General features: G+C 29.8%; 23 protein-coding genes. 10 read left to right on the top strand and 13 right to left on the bottom strand.

Annotation, left to right across the window (positions count from 1 at the left end):
• From ACEQT4_RS05195 to ACEQT4_RS05150, 10 genes are all read right to left on the bottom strand, one after another.
• Window positions 1-1,790: VWA domain-containing protein (locus ACEQT4_RS05195; protein WP_370226384.1), on the bottom strand; the 1,790-nt coding region annotated here is incomplete at its 3' end.
• Between the two features lie 69 nt (window positions 1,791-1,859).
• Window positions 1,860-2,606 carry a 3-oxoacyl-[acyl-carrier-protein] reductase gene (gene fabG / locus ACEQT4_RS05190; RefSeq protein ID WP_370226382.1) on the bottom strand — a complete coding sequence of 249 codons (747 nt, stop codon included), beginning with the start codon at window positions 2,604-2,606 and terminating at the stop codon, window positions 1,860-1,862.
• A 117-nt stretch (window positions 2,607-2,723) separates the two neighbouring features.
• Window positions 2,724-3,596 carry a succinate--CoA ligase subunit alpha gene (gene sucD, locus ACEQT4_RS05185; protein ID WP_106677801.1) on the bottom strand — a complete coding sequence of 291 codons (873 nt, stop codon included), beginning with the start codon at window positions 3,594-3,596 and terminating at the stop codon, window positions 2,724-2,726.
• Window positions 3,597-3,679: 83 nt separating this feature from the next.
• Window positions 3,680-4,084, bottom strand: a complete 405-nt coding sequence (locus ACEQT4_RS05180) for a nuclear transport factor 2 family protein (protein ID WP_223076771.1) — start codon at window positions 4,082-4,084, stop codon at window positions 3,680-3,682.
• A complete protein-coding gene (locus tag ACEQT4_RS05175) occupies window positions 4,084-5,019 on the bottom strand; it encodes a UDP-3-O-(3-hydroxymyristoyl)glucosamine N-acyltransferase (RefSeq protein ID WP_370226381.1) in 936 nt (311 codons plus the stop codon). The genes ACEQT4_RS05180 and ACEQT4_RS05175 overlap by 1 nt, the downstream gene beginning before the upstream one ends.
• A 23-nt stretch (window positions 5,020-5,042) precedes the next feature.
• Window positions 5,043-5,609, bottom strand: a complete 567-nt coding sequence (efp, locus tag ACEQT4_RS05170; protein WP_027878970.1) for an elongation factor P — start codon at window positions 5,607-5,609, stop codon at window positions 5,043-5,045.
• A 22-nt stretch (window positions 5,610-5,631) separates the two neighbouring features.
• Window positions 5,632-6,417 carry an acyl-ACP--UDP-N-acetylglucosamine O-acyltransferase gene (lpxA, locus tag ACEQT4_RS05165; RefSeq protein WP_027878969.1) on the bottom strand — a complete coding sequence of 262 codons (786 nt, stop codon included), beginning with the start codon at window positions 6,415-6,417 and terminating at the stop codon, window positions 5,632-5,634.
• Window positions 6,418-6,420: 3 nt separating this feature from the next.
• The gene (locus ACEQT4_RS05160) at window positions 6,421-7,833 is read right to left on the bottom strand and encodes a bifunctional UDP-3-O-[3-hydroxymyristoyl] N-acetylglucosamine deacetylase/3-hydroxyacyl-ACP dehydratase (RefSeq protein WP_027878968.1); all 1,413 of its coding nucleotides are present in this window, start codon (window positions 7,831-7,833) and stop codon (window positions 6,421-6,423) included.
• Entirely contained in the window at window positions 7,820-8,848 is a 1,029-nt protein-coding gene (gene lpxD, locus ACEQT4_RS05155) for a UDP-3-O-(3-hydroxymyristoyl)glucosamine N-acyltransferase (RefSeq protein WP_370226379.1), read from the bottom strand. The genes ACEQT4_RS05160 and lpxD overlap by 14 nt, the downstream gene beginning before the upstream one ends.
• A 25-nt stretch (window positions 8,849-8,873) precedes the next feature.
• Window positions 8,874-10,103, bottom strand: a complete 1,230-nt coding sequence (locus ACEQT4_RS05150; protein ID WP_370226378.1) for an HD domain-containing protein — start codon at window positions 10,101-10,103, stop codon at window positions 8,874-8,876.
• A 37-nt stretch (window positions 10,104-10,140) separates the two neighbouring features.
• Here ACEQT4_RS05150 and ACEQT4_RS05145 point away from each other — a divergent pair, with 37 nt between their 5' ends.
• The 6 genes from ACEQT4_RS05145 (at window position 10,141) to ACEQT4_RS05120 (ending at window position 14,635) form a co-directional block, all read left to right on the top strand.
• Window positions 10,141-11,694 carry a response regulator gene (locus ACEQT4_RS05145; protein ID WP_370226377.1) on the top strand — a complete coding sequence of 518 codons (1,554 nt, stop codon included), beginning with the start codon at window positions 10,141-10,143 and terminating at the stop codon, window positions 11,692-11,694.
• A gap of 24 nt (window positions 11,695-11,718) precedes the next feature.
• A complete protein-coding gene (gene tsaE / locus ACEQT4_RS05140) occupies window positions 11,719-12,132 on the top strand; it encodes a tRNA (adenosine(37)-N6)-threonylcarbamoyltransferase complex ATPase subunit type 1 TsaE (RefSeq protein WP_370226375.1) in 414 nt (137 codons plus the stop codon).
• Between the two features lie 170 nt (window positions 12,133-12,302).
• Window positions 12,303-12,446 (top strand): hypothetical protein, encoded by a 144-nt coding sequence (locus ACEQT4_RS05135; RefSeq protein ID WP_181256111.1) that lies wholly within the window; start codon window positions 12,303-12,305, stop codon window positions 12,444-12,446.
• Window positions 12,447-12,480: 34 nt separating this feature from the next.
• Complete coding sequence (locus tag ACEQT4_RS05130) at window positions 12,481-12,930, top strand: hypothetical protein (protein ID WP_244906268.1); 450 nt, start codon at window positions 12,481-12,483, stop codon at window positions 12,928-12,930.
• Window positions 12,931-12,988: 58 nt separating this feature from the next.
• Entirely contained in the window at window positions 12,989-14,188 is a 1,200-nt protein-coding gene (locus tag ACEQT4_RS05125) for an alanine dehydrogenase (RefSeq protein WP_027878962.1), read from the top strand.
• Window positions 14,189-14,254: 66 nt separating this feature from the next.
• Window positions 14,255-14,635: a hypothetical protein gene (locus ACEQT4_RS05120; RefSeq protein ID WP_304141459.1), complete on the top strand. Its 381-nt coding sequence runs from the start codon at window positions 14,255-14,257 to the stop codon at window positions 14,633-14,635.
• On the opposite strand, the gene ACEQT4_RS05115 is transcribed toward ACEQT4_RS05120, so the two are convergent.
• Entirely contained in the window at window positions 14,632-15,807 is a 1,176-nt protein-coding gene (locus tag ACEQT4_RS05115) for a proline dehydrogenase family protein (protein ID WP_370226374.1), read from the bottom strand. The genes ACEQT4_RS05120 and ACEQT4_RS05115 overlap by 4 nt on opposite strands.
• 87 nt (window positions 15,808-15,894) lie before the next feature.
• Here ACEQT4_RS05115 and aroB point away from each other — a divergent pair, with 87 nt between their 5' ends.
• Both aroB and ACEQT4_RS05105 read left to right on the top strand, forming a co-directional pair.
• The gene (gene aroB, locus ACEQT4_RS05110; RefSeq protein ID WP_370226373.1) at window positions 15,895-16,959 is read left to right on the top strand and encodes a 3-dehydroquinate synthase; all 1,065 of its coding nucleotides are present in this window, start codon (window positions 15,895-15,897) and stop codon (window positions 16,957-16,959) included.
• An 86-nt stretch (window positions 16,960-17,045) separates the two neighbouring features.
• Window positions 17,046-17,363 carry a hypothetical protein gene (locus ACEQT4_RS05105; RefSeq protein WP_027878958.1) on the top strand — a complete coding sequence of 106 codons (318 nt, stop codon included), beginning with the start codon at window positions 17,046-17,048 and terminating at the stop codon, window positions 17,361-17,363.
• Between the two features lie 61 nt (window positions 17,364-17,424).
• Here the strand turns inward: ACEQT4_RS05105 and ACEQT4_RS05100 are convergent, their stop codons facing one another.
• Window positions 17,425-17,904, bottom strand: coding sequence for an Lrp/AsnC family transcriptional regulator (locus ACEQT4_RS05100; RefSeq protein WP_027878957.1), 480 nt, complete (start codon window positions 17,902-17,904; stop codon window positions 17,425-17,427).
• 73 nt (window positions 17,905-17,977) lie between these two features.
• The gene (locus ACEQT4_RS05095) at window positions 17,978-19,114 is read right to left on the bottom strand and encodes a M14 family zinc carboxypeptidase (RefSeq protein ID WP_370226371.1); all 1,137 of its coding nucleotides are present in this window, start codon (window positions 19,112-19,114) and stop codon (window positions 17,978-17,980) included.
• Window positions 19,115-19,426: 312 nt separating this feature from the next.
• Here ACEQT4_RS05095 and ACEQT4_RS05090 point away from each other — a divergent pair, with 312 nt between their 5' ends.
• Window positions 19,427-19,849 (top strand): helix-turn-helix domain-containing protein, encoded by a 423-nt coding sequence (locus ACEQT4_RS05090; RefSeq protein WP_027878955.1) that lies wholly within the window; start codon window positions 19,427-19,429, stop codon window positions 19,847-19,849.
• Between the two features lie 100 nt (window positions 19,850-19,949).
• Window positions 19,950-20,321 (top strand): hypothetical protein, encoded by a 372-nt coding sequence (locus ACEQT4_RS05085; protein ID WP_027878954.1) that lies wholly within the window; start codon window positions 19,950-19,952, stop codon window positions 20,319-20,321.
• The last annotated feature ends 2 nt before the right edge of the window (window positions 20,322-20,323 follow it).

Here is a 20,323-nt window from a genome sequence, read left to right as displayed (position 1 = left end):
TGCTCTACATTAAATGGTATAATTTTAAAATTACCTGACGATGATAATTTATCTGTAGTAGAACTAACTGTAAAACTGTAATCTCCAGCGTCTAAACCATTTAAATTAACTTGATAACTGTTGTTTTTTAGTATTAATGGTCTTGATATTTTTTGATTAGTTTCCTTATTATTAAGTGAAATATTTAAGTTTTCAGTTGCATCAAATTCGTAGTTTTTATTGAAATATTGTGCGCTGATAACAATATTATCACTACCGTTATAAAATGAATTATAATCGACTGTTAACCTATTTTTACGTTGATTTGAAGCTAAATACTGCACCATTTTACCAATAAAAGCATCAAACGCTTCAAACGACTGATCATTTAAATAGTTTTGAGAACGCCATTTCCATAGGTTTTCTCCAAAAAGAATCGCTTCTCTTCTACCATTAGTTTCAAAAGTTGCTAAAAGAGGCTCGTTTGTTGGAATACCAGAAACGGTTTTATTTAAAATAGATTGGTAAGGCAGAGAAAAATCTGGTGCGCCAAAATTAGATTTTAATGGAGGAAAGCTTTCAAAATTGATATCATCTACAATAAAATTGCTATAATTTTGATTAAGGTTAGCTTGATAATCTTCGGTTTGAGATGTGATTTCTAAGTTATAATTTTTAGATACCGAATTTAAGAATCGTAAGTCTGTTTTTACTCCAGAAATCACCCATTTATTTTTATTTTGGTTTTCTAAAGCTTCAAATAACTGTTTAAATGAATTGTTTGGTTGATATAGTATAATTAATTGAAAATCATTTAATTGATTTAAAATTTCATTTGGTTTTAAAAATAAAACTTCGCGCTGTTCATTACTTTCAATACTTTTTTTAATAACACCTAAATCTGGATGTAAAACAGTGCTAACAACTGCAACTTTTGTCTTTTGATCAATAACTTCAACAGCAAAATTTTTATAATTATTAATCTTATTTTTTTCAGTTGAAATTGGAACTATTTGAGCTTGATAACTTTTAACACCAACAGAAGATGCTGGTAAAGTAGTATTAATGATTTGTGATGATTTGTCTTTTGAAAATGTAATTGTCTTTGAATATACCGCTTTACCATTTTGTGTAATAGTAAAGTTTTTGGTTACTGTTTCATTTCCGTTATAAACAATAATAGCTTCAACTGGAAATCTATTTTTTAAAAACGCATATTTATTGACATTTAACTGACTAATTTTTAAATCTGAATACGTAATGGTATCACCTAGTATGATTGGATAAATCGGTTGTTTGTAGTTGTTAGCAGAGAACTGATAATCGCTACCAATTGTTTGATTTCCATCAGAAATTAGTAATGTTGGTGCTGTAGTGTTTTTATAGATTTCTGATAAATCTCTAAATACTTTATTTAGGTTGGTTTGTTGGTCTTTAAAATTTAAACTATCTGATGTGTTTAACTGATTTCCAAAAGTGAAATATTCAACATTAAACTTATTATTAAGATTCTGATTTTCTTTTAGTTGACTTATAAATTCAACTTCTTTTTCATTTTGTTTTAAATGAGAAATAGATGCTGAATTATCAGCTACAATAACTAAATTAGGTTTTTCTGTATATGTAGAATTTTGTTCAAATTTAGGATTAATTAAAAGCAAAAACACAGAAAAAAAGGTGAAAAACCTTAAAAAAACAAAAAGCGCATTGTCTTTTAATGCGCTTTTTGTTTTGTATTTATACTGGAAAAGCGCTAAAAGTAGCGCTATAATTCCTGCTAATATGATTAATAATATATCTTGTGTAGACATCTTTTAATATATGAAGTACTATTTTGTTATGGATAAATAGTATTTCAAAAAAAAATCTAGGATGAAAATTTACGTTAACATTCCGCCATCAACGTTAAGCGTTTGTCCTGTTACGTAAGCAGACATATCACTAGCTAAAAATACACAAGCATTTGCAATATCTTCTGGCGTACCACCACGTTTTAATGGTATAGCATCACGCCAACCTTGCACAGTTTTTTCGTCTAATTTTCCTGTCATTTCAGTTTCGATAAAGCCAGGTGCAATTACGTTACTTCTAATGTTTCTAGAACCTAACTCTAAAGCTACAGACTTAGAAAAACCAATAATACCAGCTTTACTTGCTGCATAGTTAGTTTGTCCTGCATTACCTTTAACACCAACAACAGAACTCATATTGATAATAGATCCTTTACGTTGTTTAAGCATAGTACGTTGTACAGCTTTTGTCATGTTAAATACAGATTTAAGATTTACTTCGATTACTTTATCAAAATCTTCTTCGCCCATACGCATTAACAAGTTATCTTTAGTAATACCGGCATTATTTACTAACACATCAATGCTACCAAATTCAGCTAACACATCTTCTGCTAATTTTTGAGCTTCTTCAAAACTAGCAGCGTTACTTTGATATCCTTTAGCTTTAACACCTAAAGCGTTTAGCTCTTCTTCTAATTCATTTGCTGCTTCAACAGAAGAGCTATATGTAAATGCTATATTTGCTCCGTTTTGAGCAAAGACTTGTGCTATTCCTTTTCCTATTCCTCTTGAAGCACCTGTAATAATAGCTGTTTTATTTTCTAAAAGTTTCATTTATAATTCTGTTTTCAATTAGTATTTCAAATATAGTTATTTAGAATGTTATTGATAAGAAAAAGCCTCATAATTGTCATAAAATTATGAGGCTTTAAATAGTTTATGTTATTGGGCTTATCCCATTACTTCAGCTACTTTTTTACCTATTTCTGCTGGAGAATCTACCACGTGGATTCCGCAATCTCTCATAATAGCTTTTTTAGCTTGAGCAGTATCATCAGATCCACCAACAATTGCTCCTGCATGCCCCATTGTACGACCAGCTGGCGCAGTTTCACCTGCTATAAATCCAACAATTGGTTTTTTACTTCCTGAAGCTTTATACCAATTAGCTGCGTCTGCTTCTAATTGTCCACCAATTTCACCAATCATAACAACACACTCGGTTTCTGGATCATTAATTAATAATTCTACAGCTTCTTTAGTTGTAGTACCGATAATTGGATCACCACCAATACCAATTGCTGTAGTAATACCTAAACCTTGTTTTACAACTTGGTCTGCTGCTTCGTAAGTTAATGTTCCTGATTTAGAAACAATACCTACTTTTCCTTGTTTGAATACAAAACCTGGCATGATACCAACTTTTGCTTCACCAGGTGTAATTACACCTGGACAGTTAGGACCTACTAAACGACAGTCTTTACCTTTAATATAATCTGCAGCTTTAATCATGTCTGCTACAGGAATTCCTTCTGTAATACAAATAATTACTTTAATACCAGCGTCTGCCGATTCCATAATAGCATCTGCTGCAAATGCTGGTGGAACAAATATTATTGAAGTGTCTGCTCCTACTTTTTCTACAGCTTCTGATACTGTGTTAAATACAGGTCTATCTAAGTGAGATTGACCACCTTTACCTGGTGTTACACCACCAACAACGTTGGTACCGTATTCTATCATTTGACCAGCGTGGAAAGTACCTTCGCTACCTGTAAAACCTTGAACTATTATTTTTGAATCTTTGTTTACTAAAACGCTCATGTTTTGTATTATTAAGAATTTTTAAATGTTTTTATATTTCGTGTAACAAAAATAAGTTTTTGATTGCTATTACTAAAGTATTTTTAAACTTTAATTTCAGAAAATGAGTTTAAATTTTGAGAATTTTCGTCTGCTAGCTGACTTATTTCATGTCCTCTATATAGTTGTCCATTTTTAACTTCCCAAATTGAAATAAAATGCGCTAAAGGTTCTTCATCTTCTGGTTTTTCAATTGAAGTTACATAAATGGTATATCTTGCTGTTACTGTATTATTATCCTCTAACAAATGACTAAGCTTGTAATTAAACGAATGAAATGCTTTTTTTAAGGTTTCTATTCGCTCTTTAATCATTTTATAATCAGAACACATGTAGCCTTTACTACTATTCCAATGTAATAAGCAATCTTTATGAATAAACTTTATAGCTTCGTTATCTTTAGCTAAGTCTAAACTATAAAATGATTTTACAACCTCTTTTGCTGTCATTACTTTTCTTTTAATTGTTTTAAAATTTCAGGAATTTTTTTGACATACGCTAAATCTTTCAGTTTCTCTCTAGATTCTTCTATTGGCGTACCAAAATAAGATTTTCCGCCTGCAATAGATTTTGTCACACCTGTTTGCCCTAAAACATTTGCTTTTTTACCAATAGTTATACCACTAGTTGTACCAACTTGTCCCCAAAGCGTGACTTCATCTTCAATAATACAACAACCTGCTATGCCTGTTTGAGAAGCTATTAAGCATTTTTTACCAATTACAGTATCATGACCAACTTGAATTTGGTTATCCAGTTTAGATCCTTCACCAATAGTAGTATCTCCAGTAACACCTCGATCGATGCTACACATAGCTCCAATATCTACATTATCTTTAATGATAACGCGTCCGCCTGATTTTAATTGATCAAAACCTTCTGGTCTGTTCTTATAGTAAAAAGCACTTGCTCCTAATACACAACCAGCATGAATAGTAACATTGTCACCAATAATCGTGTCATCATAAATACTTACGTTAGAATGAATGACACAATTATCACCAATACTCACGTTATTTCCTATAAAACAATTTGGTTGAATTATGGTGTTTTTTCCAATTTTAGCAGTATCTGAAATTGCAGAACTTGAAGGTGTAAATGGTTTAAAATGATTAGTTAGCTTATTGAAATCTCTAAAAGGATCATCACTAATTAATAAAGCTTTTCCTTCTGGACAATCTACTTCTTTATTAATAAGAATTATTGTTGCTGCGCTATTTAAAGCTTTGTCGTAATATTTTGGATGATCTACAAATACGATATCTCCAGGTTCTACAACATGAATTTCATTCATGCCTAAAACTTCAAAGTTTTCATTGCCAACAAACTCGCAATTAATTAGTTGCGCTATTTGCTGAAGTGTATGAGGTTTTGGGAATTTCATTTTAAAAAAACAAAAGAGTTAAATTATTCTTTAACTCTTTCTTTATAGGTTCCTTTTTCTGTTTCAACCTTAATTTTATCACCTTCATTTATAAATAAAGGTACATTTACAGTTGCACCAGTTTCTACAGTTGCAGGTTTTGTAGCATTTGTTGCTGTATTACCTTTAACTCCAGGTTCTGTTGCTGTTACTTCTAAAATTACTGTAGCAGGCATATCTACAGAAAGTGGCATATTATCTTCAGAGTTTATCTGAATAGTAACCACTTCTCCTTCTTTCATTAAATCTGGTCTATCTAAAGCAGATTCTAAAAGTCTAATTTGTGTATAATCTTCTTCATTCATAAAATGATAGAATTCTCCATCATTATATAAGAATTGAAATTTATGAGTTTCTACTCTCACATCGTCTAATTTATGACCTGCAGAAAATGTATTATCTAATACTTTACCTGTAGTTACACTTTTTAATTTTGTTCTAACAAATGCAGGACCTTTACCAGGTTTTACATGTAAAAATTCAATGATTTTATATATATCATTGTTATATCTAATACATAAACCGTTTCTAATATCTGATGTTGTTGCCATTATTTACTTTTAATTTGAATTTTTAATTTGATGTAAAATATCCTTTCATAATTCCACGATGAGAATTTTTGATAAATTGAAGGATTTCGTCTCGTTCTGGAGTTGCTTCCATTTCAGCTTCAATAATTGCAGCTGCTTGAGAGTTATTATAATTTTTTTGATAAAGAATTCTGAAAATATCTTGAATTTCTCTAATTTTTTCGGTTGTAAAACCACGTCGTCTTAAACCAACAGAATTTATACCTACGTAAGATAGAGGCTCTCTTGCTGCTTTAACAAAAGGCGGAACATCTTTACGAACTAAAGATCCACCTGTTACAAAAGCATGATTACCAATTGAACAGAATTGGTGTACTGCTGTCATACCTGCTAAAACAACATAATCACCAATTGTTATATGTCCTGCTAAGGTGCTATTATTAGAGAATATACAGTTGTTACCAACAGTACAGTCGTGTGCTATGTGGCAATAAGCCATAATTAAACAATTATCTCCAACAACAGTTTTCATTTTATCTGTTGTACCTCTATTAATAGTAACACATTCTCTAATGGTTACATTATCACCTATAATGGTTAATGTGTCTTCGTCGTTATATTTTAAATCTTGTGGTACTGCAGAAATTACTGCACCAGGAAAAATGTTACAGTTTTTTCCTATTCTAGCACCTTCCATGATGGTTACGTTACTACCTATCCATGTGCCTTCTCCAATTGTAACATTATTATGGATAGTAGCAAATGGTTCTATAACTACATTTTTTGCAATTTTCGCTCCAGGATGAACGTATGCTAATGGTTGATTCATTTTTTAGTCGTTTTTAACTTTAGTTATTTGCGCCATTAATTCGGCTTCTGCACATAATTTACCGTTTGCATAAGCGTAACCTTGCATATGACAAATACCACGACGTATTGGTGTGATTAATTCGCATTTGAAGATTAAAGTATCACCTGGCATTACTTTTTGTTTGAATTTAACGTTATCCATTTTCATGAAAAATGTTAAATAATTTTCAGGATCTGGTACGGTACTTAATACTAAAATACCGCCGGTTTGCGCCATAGCTTCTACTATTAAAACACCAGGCATTACTGGCGCACCAGGAAAGTGACCTCTAAAGAAGTCTTCATTCATGGTTACATTTTTTGCTCCTATTACATATTGATCTGTAAGTTCAAAAACTTTATCTAATAATAAAAATGGCTGTCTATGTGGTAACATATCCATAATTTGATTAACATCCATTAAAGGTGTTTGGTTTAAATCAACTTTTGGAACGTTGTTACGTCTTTCGTTTTTAATTAATTTGGACATTTTTTTTGCAAATTGTGTGTTTACAAAATGTCCTGGTTTATTAGCTATTACTTTACCTTTGATATGTGTTCCTATTAAAGCTAAGTCACCAATAACATCTAATAATTTATGTCTGGCTGCTTCATTTGGATGATGTAAGGTTAAGTTATCTAAAATACCATTTGGTTTAACTGCTATAGTATCTTTGTTAAATGCTACTTTAAGTTTTTCTATAGTGTTAGGTGATATTTCTTTATCTACATAAACAATTGCATTGTTTAGATCGCCACCTTTAATTAAACCGTGTTCTAATAAAGATTCTAATTCGTGTAAAAAGCTAAAAGTCCTTGAACAAGAAATATGATCTTTAAAATCTGCCATTTTATCTAAAGTAGCATTTTGAGTTCCTAAAACTTTAGTTCCAAAATCTACCATTGTTGTAACCTTGTAATCTGAAGCTGGCATAACTAAAATTTCGCTACCTGTTTCTTCATCTGTATAAGAAATAACGTCTGTAACTTCAAATACTTCTCTTGTTGCTTCTTGTTCTACAATACCAGCTTTTTCTATAGCTTCTACAAAAAACTTAGACGAACCGTCCATTATTGGTGGTTCAGAATTATCTAATTCTAATAAAGCATTATCAATACCCATTCCTACTAATGCCGCTAAAACATGCTCACATGTCTGGATTGTTACTCCATTTTTTTCTAAACAAGTACCGCGTTGTGTATTAGTAACATAGTTAGCGTCTGCTTCAATTACTGGAGCGCCTTCTAAGTCTATACGTTTAAAAGCAAAACCAGCATTTTCTGGCGCTGGCTTAAAGGTTAATGTTACATCTTTACCTGTGTGTAAACCAACACCTGTAAGAGATATTTCACTTTTAATGGTTTTTTGTTTGACGTCTGTATTAATTATTGCCATTATTGTTTTTTTCTAAGTCGTTTACAGTTTTAACTATTTTTGGTAAGTTTTTAAAATATACATACGATTTATTAAAATCACCGTAAGATAATGCTGGAGAACCTTGTAATACTTCATTGTCTTTTACATTTCTACCTATACCAGATTGTGCTTGTATTTTTACATTATTACCAATGGTAATATGTCCTACAATACCAACTTGACCACCAATTTGGCAATTTTCGCCAATTTTAGTAGAACCAGCAACACCTGTTTGGGCTGCTATTACAGTGTTTTTTCCTATTTCTACGTTGTGAGCTATTTGTATTTGGTTATCTAACTTTACGCCTCTTCTTATAATTGTAGATCCTAAAGTCGCTCTATCTATTGTTGTTGCTGCTCCTATGTCTACAAAATCTTCTAAAATAACGTTACCTATTTGCGGTACTTTAGAATATTCTCCGTTTTCATCTGGTGCAAAACCAAAACCATCTGCGCCAATTATGGCTCCAGAATTAATCACACAGTTTTTACCTATTATCGATTCTGAATATACTTTTGCTCCAGAAAAAACAACCGTATCGTCTCCTATAGTTACATTGTCTCCTATGTAACTACTAGGAAAAATTTTTACATTATTACCTAAGGTTACATTATTACCTATATAAGTAAATGCCCCTATGTAAATATTATCTCCTTGCTTTACATTATCTGAAATATAAGAAGGTTGCTCTACTCCTGATTTATTAAGCTTTACTTGATTGTAGTATTCTAATAATTTAGAAAATGCTTTATAAGCGTCTTCTACTTTTATTAGTGTACAACTAATGTCTTGTTCTGGTATAAATGTATTGTTTACAATAGCAATTGATGCTTTTGTAGTATATATATAATGTGTGTATTTAGGGTTTGCTAAAAAGGTTAATGCACCTTCTTCCCCTTCTTCTATTTTTGATAATTTAGAAACTTCTACTTGAGGATTTCCCTCTACGACACCTTCTAAAATACCAGCTATTTGTTCTGCTGTAAATTTCATTATTGGCAAAAATAGAAAAAATGAATTAAAGTTTCTGCTTTGGATAACATATATAATGTTTTGTTACCTTTTTTGATAGCGCTTTTAAATTTAATTGGTCAGAAGCTTTGACTACATCATCAACTTTTCCTGACTTATAAAGAATCTTTATATTCTGCTTACTTCTTGTATATGCCTGATTACTTATTTCTCCTTTAAACACAAAATACTTCGCTTCATCTTCTGTAATATTATATTTATCCATTAAAGACTTTAAGTGAGTAGATAAAATGTCTTCTTTTATTGGTTTCTTCTTTATTTTAACTTTAAGTAGTTGTCTATCAATTATCATTTCACATAGATTACTCAACACAAAATCTTCATGATGCTGCCAAGATTTCATTGCAGAAATGATATCATAATCATCTAATTTTGCAAAAGTATCTAAGCAATTATCATCAAATTCGTTTATAGTTATTTCATTTTTCAAGAAAAACTGTAATGGTTTACTAGCTTCTAATTTTACGCCTTGTCTACTTAGTTCTTTTGCTCTTTTTAAAACTCTTATTACAAGCTGTTCTGCTACTAAACTTGTTTTATGTAAATAGACTTGCCAATACATAAGACGTCTTGCTACTAAAAATTTTTCGACACTATAAATACCTTTATGTTCAATAACTAGCTCATCATCTTTTACATTAAGCATTGTTATTATACGTTCGCTATTTATATTTCCTTCAGAAACACCTGTGTAAAAACTATCTCGTTTTAAATAGTCTGCACGGTCCATATCTATTTGGCTAGATATTAACTGAAGCATAAACTTACGATGATAATCGCCTTTAAAAATCTTTATTGCTAGTGTTAAATCGCCGTTAAATTCTTCGTTTAACTTTTGCATAAAAAGCACAGAAATTTCTTCATGAGATACACCATTTACTATGCTGTGTTCCATTGCATGAGAAAATGGACCATGACCAATATCATGTAACAAAATAGCTATATAAAGCGCTTCCTCTTCTTCTTTAGAGATTTTAACACCTTTAAAACGAAGTACTTGCACCGCTTTTTGCATTAAATGCATACAGCCAATAGCATGATGAAATCTTGTATGGTGCGCACCAGGATATACCAAATATGACAAACCCATTTGCGAAATACGTCGCAACCTTTGAAAATATTTATGCTCTATTAAATCAAAAATTGTCGAGTTTGGTATAGTAATAAATCCGTAAATTGGATCGTTTAATATTTTAAGTTTGTTTATTTTTCTCAAAATAAATCTTTACATTATAATTAGATAACAAATATACATGAACAATATAAATATTCTTTGGGTAGACGACGAAATTGATTTACTTAAACCACACATCATATTTTTAGAACAAAAAAACTACAATGTTGCAACTTGTAATAGCGGTACAGAAGCATTAGAAATTTTAAATGAAAAGAATTTTGACATTGTCTTTTTAGATGAAAATATGCCAGGACTAACAGGACTTGAGACTTTAAATGAAATTAAAGAAATAAAAGACACCATTCCTGTTGTAATGATTACCAAAAGTGAAGAAGAATATATTATGGAAGAAGCTATTGGTAATAAAATAGCCGATTATTTAATAAAGCCTGTAAATCCTAATCAAATACTGTTAAGTCTAAAGAAAAATCTTGATCATTCAAGATTGGTTAGCGAAAAAACAACTTCAAATTATCAACAAGAATTTAGAAAAATAGCTATGGATCTTGCTATGGTTAATAGTTATGAAGATTGGGTTTCGTTATATCAAAAACTGATTTATTGGGAAATTCAACTAGAAAATATCGAAGACCCAAGTATGTTTGAAATATTAGAATCTCAAAAAAACGAAGCCAACATTCAATTTGGTAAGTTTATAGATAAAAATTACCCTACTTGGTTTCAACCTAATACAGATCCGCCAATATTATCTCATACGCTTTTTAGAGAAAAAATTGCTCCAGAACTTAGTAAAGAACAACCTACATTACTTATTGTAGTAGATAATTTAAGGTATGACCAATGGAAATCTTTTGAGCCAACTGTAGCTAATCATTATAAAAAGGAAAATGAAGAAGCGTTTTATAGCATATTACCAACCGCTACACAATATGCTAGAAATGCTATTTTCTCTGGATTAATGCCAGCCGATATGGAAAAACTTCATCCAAATCTTTGGAAGAATGATACAGATGAAGGAGGAAAAAACCTATACGAAGCAGATTTTTTAGAAGCTCAAATCAAAAGATTAGGCTTAACACATTTAAAACATGAGTTTTATAAAATTACAAACCTTAAAAGCGGTAAACAATTAGCAGACAATTTTAAAGGTCTTAAAGATAACGATTTAACTGTTGTTGTTTATAATTTTGTAGACATGCTATCTCATGCAAAGACAGATATGGAGGTTGTAAAAGAACTAGCCTCTAATGACAAAGCATATAGATCCTTAACTCAAAGTTGGTTTAAAAATTCACCTTTATTAGAGATGATTCAACAAGCACAACAACTTGGTTTTAAATTAATAATTACAACAGATCATGGTACTATAAATGTTAAACATCCTTCAAAAGTAATTGGAGATCGTGACACCAGCTTAAATTTACGATACAAAACAGGACGAAGTTTAAGTTATGAAGAAAAAGATGTTTTAGTAGCTAAAGATCCTAAAACAATACACTTACCTTCTATTACGATGAGTAGCTCTTTCATTTTTGCTAAAAGTGATTTGTTTTTTGCTTACCCTAATAATTACAATCACTATGTTAGTCATTATAGAAACACTTATCAACATGGTGGTGTATCTTTAGAAGAAATGATTATTCCTTTTGTTGTACTAAATCCTAAATAAGCTAATTTTGCAAAAAAAATAATAGTGAATTTTACATATACATTAGATCAACTAGAAGAGGCTTCTAATTTTGTTTTAAAAAATGCTAAATCCAAAATCATTCTTTTTGAAGGCGAAATGGGTTCAGGAAAAACCACTCTAATTAAAAAACTTGTAAAGCAACTAGGAAGTCAAGATACTGTAAGCAGCCCTACTTTTTCTTTAGTAAACGAATATGAAACAAATGATAATATTATTTATCATTTTGATTTATATCGCGTAAACGAAGAAGAAGAACTTTATAATTTTGGAATAGAAACATACATATATAGTGATAAGTATGTTTTTGTAGAATGGCCTGACTTATTAAAATCAATGTTGCAAGAAGAGTATACAGTTTTGAGTTTTACAACCACTAACAATAGTTCTAGACAAATTAAATTGTCTAACACTAAATAAAAAATCTCTTCTTTTTTTAACAAAAAAATGTATTTTTGGTGCGTTTGCGGTTTTAACCACAGCAAAAAATTGGAAAAATATATTTTTTAACATTATTTTAACATTTAGCTTGAAATCATATTAGTTTTCAACATACTTTAGCGGTATTAATTAATTAAATCCCTAACATTATGAAAACTAAAAAGTATGTAATTGCCTTAGCAATTTTTGGTGGCGTTTTATTCACTGCACAAGCGACAAATCTTATTGATTTAAATGAACAACAAACAACAGAAATCGACAGGAGTAAAATCAAAGTTCCAACTCACGGATAATAAAAGTTTTATATTAGGTACAATTGTAGCAACAATGATTGCTATTACACCGTATCTTTTTTATTCTTACGAGAGTGTTCCAGATAGAAAAATCTGGGACACTTTTTTATTTACTTATGATAGCAAATATTACGGAAGTGCTCTAGCTGGAGTTTGGACAATAATGGGGAAGTTTATTCCGCTTTATTTATTAATAATATGGTTTTTCACCTGTAGACACTGGTGGTATCATGCCCTAATAATTCCTATTATAATGTATATATTTCAACTTATTAATGTTATAAATGAAGACTTACAATATGTTGATAGCAATCAATTTAAATACCTGATTATAGCTATGGCTATTGTTATTCCTTCAATTTACTTAATAAGAGCTAGAATATTTCATAAAATAAATTCTGTTAATAAATCAATACAAGAATTAGAGGATGAATTAACTTTTAAACCAAAATCACTTTGGGGAAAAATTAAGCAGTATTTTTAATGTTTAGCAATTACAATTTATTTCGTAATTTGTTTCATATTTAAAAACTGACTTATCAATGTCTAAATCCATAACGCCGTTTTCTAAAGCACAACTTATCCCTCAAGAAGAAACTTTAGAAATTTATAAGCATAAAAGCGAACTTTTTATCGGTATACCAAAAGAAACTGCTTTTCAAGAAAAACGTGTATGCTTAACTCCAGATGCTGTTTCTGCTATAGTTAATAATGGACACAGAGTTCTTATAGAATCTGAAGCTGGTCTTGGCGCTAATTTTTCTGATAAAGATTATAGTGAAGCTGGTGCCGAAATCACAAAAGATACAGCTAAAGTTTATAGTTGCCCTATGATTCTAAAAGTTGAACCACCAACTCTAGAAGAATTAGATCTAATAAACCCTCAAGCTACTCTTATCTCTGCACTACAAATAAAGACTCAAACTAAAAAATATTTTGAAAAACTAGCAGCAAAACGCATAACAGCACTAGCTTTTGAATTTATAAAAGATGATGTAGGTGCTTACCCTGCTGTTAGAGCTTTAAGCGAAATTGCTGGTACAGCATCTGTGCTTATAGCATCAGAACTATTAAGTAGCTCTAGTCAAGGTAATGGTCTAATGTTTGGCAATATTAGCGGTGTTCCTCCAACAGAAGTTGTTATACTAGGTGCAGGAACTGTTGGCGAATTTGCAGCAAGAAGCGCCATAGGATTAGGAGCTAATGTAAAAGTATTTGATAATTCTATAACAAAACTACGTTGCTTACAAACTAACTTAAATCGTACAATATATACGTCTACTATTCAGCCTAAATATTTAAGTAAAGCTTTAAAGAGATGCGATGTTGTAATTGGTGCTGTAAGAGGAAAAGATAGATCTCCTATTATAGTTACAGAAGCAATGGTTGAAAACATGAAAAAAGGCTCCGTAATTATAGATGTTAGTATTGATATGGGAGGATGTTTTGAAACCAGCGAAATTACATCTCATAACAAGCCAACATTTAGAAAACACGATGTTATTCATTATTGTGTCCCTAATATTCCTGCAAGATATTCTAGAACAGCTTCTGCTTCTATCAGTAATATATTTACACCTTATTTATTAAAAATAGCAGATGATGGCGGTCTTGAACATGCCATTAGATTTGATAAAGGCTTAAAAAACGGTCTTTACTTTTATCATGGAATTTTAACTAGTCGTGCAGTTGGTGAATGGTTTGATTTAAAACATAGCGATATTAACCTTCTTATTTTCTAAAAATACTTTTAGAATTTATTATTTAAGTGAAATCATTTTACGAATTTTACTCAAATTTTAAACTTCATGAAATTTATTCACAGATTAGGATATTACCTTGGTGGTTTTGCTATCGGATTAGTATTATTAGCTTTTTTTTTAAACGGAAGTAAAACGTCTTGCCAATACGATTATGGTCCAGAATCTAGAGTATTAAAGGATATAAATAATAAAGTCTTAAAATACTCAGCAGATAGTCAAATTTTACTGCAGAATAAAGAAATTGATACTACTACCATAAAAAACATACTAAAAGAAGGTGATGTTGTTTTCTCTAAAAGCGAACCAAGAAAAGAACCTTGCGGCATCTATCATATTGAAAAAGAAAAGGATAATAAAACTATTATCCTTACTGTAAAAAATTGTAAAAAAACTGTCACTTTGCAATCAATAAAGATTGAAGATTAAGCATTTTTTCTTCTTTGTCTTTCTTTTTTAATTAATGTTAATTCCCTGCTGGTTTGTCCTGCAACAGATGTGTTTTCTTCTGCTCTTCTAATCAAATAAGGCATAACATCTTTAACAGGTCCAAAAGGTAAGTATTTAGCAACATTATATCCTTTTGCTGCTAAATTAAAACTAATATTATCGCTCATACCGTAAAGCTGTCCAAACCATACACGATTATCTTTTTTATCAATATTTAAAGTCTCCATAAGTTCCATAGCAATGTAATTACTAATTTCATTGTGTGTTCCTATGAAAACTGAAATATCATCAATATGATGTAAAATATAAGTTAAGCAGTCATTAAAATTAGCATCTGTAGTTGCCTTATCTTTACAAATAGGACTTTCGTAGCCTTTTTCTTCTGCACGTTCTCTTTCTTTCTCCATGTAAGCGCCTCTTACAATTTTATAACCAAGCTTAAATCCTTGCTCTTTTGCTCTTTTATTAGAAGCTTTTAAAAACTCCAATCTATCATGACGATAAGTTTGTAAAGTATTATAAACTATAGGAACATCTGTATTGTAAGCTTTCATCATTTCTTCAGCTAACTCATCTGCAGCATCTTGCATCCAACTTTCTTCACCATCTATTAAAACTTCTACATCTTTCTGTTTTGCTAGACTACAGACGTCATGATAACGTTGTACTATTCTATCCCATTCTTTTTGTTCTTCTTCTGTAAATGGTTTTCCTTCTCCTTTTTTCTGAAATAAGTAAAAACGACCAAAACCAGTAGGTTTAAATACAACTATTGGCATTGCTTCTCTTTCTTCACAAAATCGAATTATTTTAATGATTTTTTGAGCTGCATCATCAAAATGAGATTCTATTTCTTTTCCTTCTACAGAGTAATCCAAAACAGAGCTCACTTTAGCTTCATACATCTTATCTATAACATCCAAACAATCTTCTTCACTTACTCCACCACAAAAATGATCAAAAACAGTTGCTCTAATAAGACCTTCGATAGGTAAATGAGCTTTTAAAGCAAAGTTTGTTGCTGCTGTACCAATTCTAACTAACGGTTCGTTAGCTATCATTTTAAATAAAAAATAAGCACGATCTAGTTGAGAATCACTTTTAAGTTTAAAAGCTATCTCTGTATTTTCAAAAAGTTTTTTATCGACCATTATCAAAAAAATTATGTGCAAATATAAATGAACTATAATAGAAATTATTTAAAAAACTCCTTATTTTTACACTTCATTTTACACAATATGACAGCTATCCAAACACAAGATTACACTATTTATTTTAATCAAAAATCTTATGATAATCTTAACCAACAAATAAATAATAAAAATTACTCTTCAATTTTCATCTTAACCGATAGTAATACTAATAAACATTGCTCATCACAACTTTTAGCCAATATAAATACAGATATTAGAATTGAGGTTTTAGAGATTGAGCCTGGAGAACAGCATAAAAACTTAGATACTTGTAGTAGTTTATGGAAAGCTTTAAGCGAACTTGGAGCAGACAGAAAAAGTTTAATGATTAATTTAGGTGGTGGCGTTGTTACAGATTTAGGTGGTTTTGTTGCATGTTGCTACCAACGTGGTATTGATTTTATAAATATACCCACTACCCTATTATCTATGGTAGATGCGTCTATTGGAGGCAAAAATGGTGTAGATTTAGGGGCTTTAAAAAACCAAATAGGTATAATAAAAACACCTGTTATGGTTTTAATTGACACCTCATTTTTAAACAGTTTACCACAACGCGATTTGCGTTCTGGATTAGCTGAAATGATTAAACATGGACTAATAAATAACCCAAAGCATTATAGTGATTTACAAAACTTATCTAACTTAACACTTGAAGATTTAGATTGGTTAATTTATGACTCTATTAATGTTAAAAAAGAAATTGTTGAAAAAGACCCAACAGAGCAAAACCTAAGAAAAACTTTAAATTTTGGCCATACACTTGGTCATGCTATAGAATCTTACTACTTAAACCAAGTAGATAAAGCGTTATTACATGGTGAAGCGATAGCTATAGGAATGATTTTAGAAAGTTATTTATCACACAAAATACTTGGATTAGACATTAATTCTGTCGAAAAAATTAAGTCATTTTTAATTAAAACATTTGGTCAACCTAAAATTGACCCAAAAGACTTTGAAGGAATTATAAGGCTTATGAAACATGACAAGAAAAATGAAAATGGTAAAATTAAATTTGTGTTTTTAGAAAATATAGGAACCTGTAAAATTAATCAAGAAGCACCTAATGATCTGGTTATCAAATCTTTTGAATTTTATAATAATTAACACCTTTATATTAAAATAAATTGTAATTTTAAATACTTTACTTTTTACATGACTACACTAACCTCTTAATTTTTAAATTATTAGGTATGAAAAAAGTTATTGTCGATTACAAAAAATTAACGCCTGAAGTATTACAATTACTTACAGAAAAATTTCCTGATGGTTATGGAGATGATGATATTATCAAGTTTGATGATCATCACAACCACAGTATTGAAGCTATTGAAGTAAAAACAAAAGATGCTATTTATCTTGTAAAAGTTAGTAGTAAACTACACTACACTATGACAAATTTTGATAGCAATTTAGATTTTACAACTAATAGCGACGGACATGTTGTGATGGATTTTAATAAAGACACAACACTAAGTAATGATATCGTTTTAATTGATGAGGAAGAATAAAAAAAAACGCTTCAGATAATTATACCTGAAGCGTTTTTAATATTTTAAAAATGAAAAAAGCTTAAAGCTCATTAAAAATACTGTGCATTAAACGCTTTTTATCATTAATACTTTCTTCCATAGATATCATTGTTTCTGTTCTATAAACACCTTCAATATCATCTAGCATAAAAATTACATCTTTTGCGTGTTCTGTATTTTTTGCTCTAATTTTACAGAATACATTAAATTTTCCTGTAGTAATATGTGCAACAGTAACAAAAGGTATTTCGTTTATACGCTCTAAAACAAAAGTAGTTTGAGATGTGTTTTGTAAAAAAACTCCTACGTAAGCAATAAAAGAATATCCTAATTTTTTATAATCTAAAGTTAAAGAAGACCCTTTAATAATACCTGCATCTTCCATCTTTTTTACTCGTACATGGACTGTACCAGCAGAGATTAATAATTTTTTAGCGATATCTGTAAAAGGAACTCTTGTGTTATCGATTAACATGTCAAGAATTTGATGATCAATTTCGTCTAATTTAAACTTTGCCATTTTATTGAATTAATAGATTTTAGGCAAAAATAGTACAAAATCTTTGATTATTCTGTATTTTAAACAAAGATTTTTAGTGTTTTAATGATTTTTTCACATTATTCACAAAAACGAAATCGTTTTCGTAACCTTCATATAACTGTTCCTTATTTACTGTCCTTACCTCTAAATTATTGGCTTCAATCCATTTATGAGCAAAAAAAGAATCATTTTTAAAAATTTTCTCAACTTTAGGAATAAAATTCAGCTTATTATCAATCAATTTTTCTTGAAATTGAATTGCTACATCTTTAATTTCTCCGTCTATTAATGCGTCTTTTATAATAACATCATAAAATAGTTTTTGATTTTCTGGTATATCAAAATAAGCCTTATAATTGTCACCTTTCACATCTTCCTTAGTTATACTTAATAACCCTGCTATTATAGCTTGATATGTGAATCGTCTTACTTCTTCCCTATTATAGTCATCTTTGTAATGTCCAGCTTCATATAAAATTGTTGGAGTTTGTTTCATTTGAAAGCTATCACCAACACAATTAGCATTAAAACCGTCATCATAACGACCAATTTGATTAGGTAACTCGGTTTGCATAAAACTATTAATTGAGGCTATAATCTGCATAGCTATAGCTCTTGTGTTATTAATATCTCTTTCTGTGTTTACTGCTGGAGATAAAAAAGACAATGTTGCAACATTATTTGTTTTACCTGCACTAAATATGGTACGTTGCCCATGCAAATTAAAACAAAAGTCAGGCTTAAAAGCATTATAACAATCTAATAATACTTTACTTTCTGGTTGAGATAAATCCTGAGCGTCTCTATTTAAATCTACATTATTAGCATTTAGTCTAGTATAAGCTTTAGCTCCATCAGGATTAAGCATGGGTATTATTTTAATAGTACAGCATTTTAATATATCATCAAAATAATTGTTTTTAAAGCTGTTTAATAAGTCAAAAATTGCTTTGGTGGTTGTAGACTCGTTACCATGCATTTGCGACCACATTAGTATTTTTTTTGGTCCATTACCAATAGTTATAGCATAGATCTTTTGATCTAATACAGAACGTCCAATAATTTCAGTTATAAAATTTGAAGGTAATTTATCTATTAAAGGAACTATATCATTTAATGAAATATAACGCCCAAATAAAGTGTGTTCTTTATCTTGTTTATGTCTAGTGTTTAAGTCTGTAATTGTCATATTAAATTTTATACGTTACAAATGTAAACAAACTAAATTTTACAAATGTAAACAACATAATTTACAATTGTAATTTACGTTTGTAAACACCTGCAATCAATCTTAAAGGCTTTTTTAATTAAGAAAGTAGTTGAAAGCTATATTAAATAAAAAACACATATTAATAACTCTCTATCAGTTATTTATGTAGTTTATTTAAAGTTTAAGTTTAAATATTTTAACTGTAAATAAGCAATAATATTTACATAATTAACTATTTTTTTACAATTGTAACATTGAAATTTGAACTGCTTTGTTTACATTTGTATCACTATGATAAACAATACAGAATTTGCTAAAAGACTTCAAAAAGTCATAGATTATTACGGTGAAAGTGGCTCTTCTTTTGCTGAAAAAATCGGTGTGCAACGCTCAAGTATTTCGCACATACTATCTGGTAGAAATAAACCAAGTTTAGAATTTGTTTTAAAAGTCCTATCCTCTTATCCTGAAGTAGAATTGTATTGGTTGTTAAATGGCAAAGGAAATTTTCCTGCTGAAAAAAATTCAACAGAAATTAAATCTGAAATTCCTACTCGACCAGAATCACAAAATTTATTTTCTGAAGTTGAAGAGAAAACTCAAGAAACAAATTCGACTTCAATTTCACGAATTGAACAAAATTCAAAAAAAGAAATTGATCGTATTGTGATTTTTTATAAAGATGGTAGTTTTCAAAATTTTGAGAATTCGTAACTAAGTCCACAAAATTTTCAAATACGAAAGTTATAAGTAGGTGAAATATTATACGATTTTAATAAGCTAGTTTTGTAATTTTGTAGTAAATATTTTTTTTATGAAACATTTTATCCTTTTGCTTTTAACATTAAGTCTATTTAGTTGTTATCAGGTTGAAAGAAATTGTAAAGATTTTAAAACAGGTAAATTTACAAGTGAAGTAACCATTAATGATAAACTGTATAAGTCTACATTTTTTAGAAATGATACGCTACAAGTAGAAACTTACGAAGGTAAAACCGATAGTTCTTCTTTGCGATGGATTAATAATTGCGAAGTTATTTTTAAAACTATAAATCCAAAGAGTATGGCAGAGCAAAAAGACATTCATTTAAAGATATTAACCACAACAGATTCTACTTATACCTTTGAATATTCTTATGTTGGCGAATCTAAAAAACAAAAAGGTATAGCTTATAAACAACAATAACC

Origin of the sequence: Mesoflavibacter sp. (genome assembly GCF_964226795.1) — a bacterium.
GTDB lineage: Bacteria > Bacteroidota > Bacteroidia > Flavobacteriales > Flavobacteriaceae > Mesoflavibacter > Mesoflavibacter zeaxanthinifaciens.
The sequence above is the reverse complement of the archived record's forward strand: the minus strand, read 5'-3'. Positions and strand labels throughout refer to the sequence as shown.

Excerpts from the sequence above, each read along its gene's own strand:
- fabG (WP_370226382.1), bottom strand. The coding sequence starts at position 2,606 with ATGAAACTTTTAGAAAATAAAACAGCTATTATTACAGGTGCTTCAAGA.
- sucD (WP_106677801.1), bottom strand. The coding sequence starts at position 3,596 with ATGAGCGTTTTAGTAAACAAAGATTCAAAAATAATAGTTCAAGGTTTT.
- ACEQT4_RS05180 (WP_223076771.1), bottom strand. The coding sequence starts at position 4,084 with ATGACAGCAAAAGAGGTTGTAAAATCATTTTATAGTTTAGACTTAGCT.
- ACEQT4_RS05175 (WP_370226381.1), bottom strand. The coding sequence starts at position 5,019 with ATGAAATTCCCAAAACCTCATACACTTCAGCAAATAGCGCAACTAATT.
- efp (WP_027878970.1), bottom strand. The coding sequence starts at position 5,609 with ATGGCAACAACATCAGATATTAGAAACGGTTTATGTATTAGATATAAC.
- lpxA (WP_027878969.1), bottom strand. The coding sequence starts at position 6,417 with ATGAATCAACCATTAGCATACGTTCATCCTGGAGCGAAAATTGCAAAA.
- ACEQT4_RS05160 (WP_027878968.1), bottom strand. The coding sequence starts at position 7,833 with ATGGCAATAATTAATACAGACGTCAAACAAAAAACCATTAAAAGTGAA.
- lpxD (WP_370226379.1), bottom strand. The coding sequence starts at position 8,848 with ATGAAATTTACAGCAGAACAAATAGCTGGTATTTTAGAAGGTGTCGTA.
- ACEQT4_RS05145 (WP_370226377.1), top strand. The coding sequence starts at position 10,141 with ATGAACAATATAAATATTCTTTGGGTAGACGACGAAATTGATTTACTT.
- ACEQT4_RS05135 (WP_181256111.1), top strand. The coding sequence starts at position 12,303 with ATGAAAACTAAAAAGTATGTAATTGCCTTAGCAATTTTTGGTGGCGTT.
- ACEQT4_RS05130 (WP_244906268.1), top strand. The coding sequence starts at position 12,481 with ATGATTGCTATTACACCGTATCTTTTTTATTCTTACGAGAGTGTTCCA.
- ACEQT4_RS05125 (WP_027878962.1), top strand. The coding sequence starts at position 12,989 with ATGTCTAAATCCATAACGCCGTTTTCTAAAGCACAACTTATCCCTCAA.
- ACEQT4_RS05120 (WP_304141459.1), top strand. The coding sequence starts at position 14,255 with ATGAAATTTATTCACAGATTAGGATATTACCTTGGTGGTTTTGCTATC.
- ACEQT4_RS05115 (WP_370226374.1), bottom strand. The coding sequence starts at position 15,807 with ATGGTCGATAAAAAACTTTTTGAAAATACAGAGATAGCTTTTAAACTT.
- aroB (WP_370226373.1), top strand. The coding sequence starts at position 15,895 with ATGACAGCTATCCAAACACAAGATTACACTATTTATTTTAATCAAAAA.
- ACEQT4_RS05105 (WP_027878958.1), top strand. The coding sequence starts at position 17,046 with ATGAAAAAAGTTATTGTCGATTACAAAAAATTAACGCCTGAAGTATTA.
- ACEQT4_RS05100 (WP_027878957.1), bottom strand. The coding sequence starts at position 17,904 with ATGGCAAAGTTTAAATTAGACGAAATTGATCATCAAATTCTTGACATG.
- ACEQT4_RS05095 (WP_370226371.1), bottom strand. The coding sequence starts at position 19,114 with ATGACAATTACAGACTTAAACACTAGACATAAACAAGATAAAGAACAC.
- ACEQT4_RS05090 (WP_027878955.1), top strand. The coding sequence starts at position 19,427 with ATGATAAACAATACAGAATTTGCTAAAAGACTTCAAAAAGTCATAGAT.
- ACEQT4_RS05085 (WP_027878954.1), top strand. The coding sequence starts at position 19,950 with ATGAAACATTTTATCCTTTTGCTTTTAACATTAAGTCTATTTAGTTGT.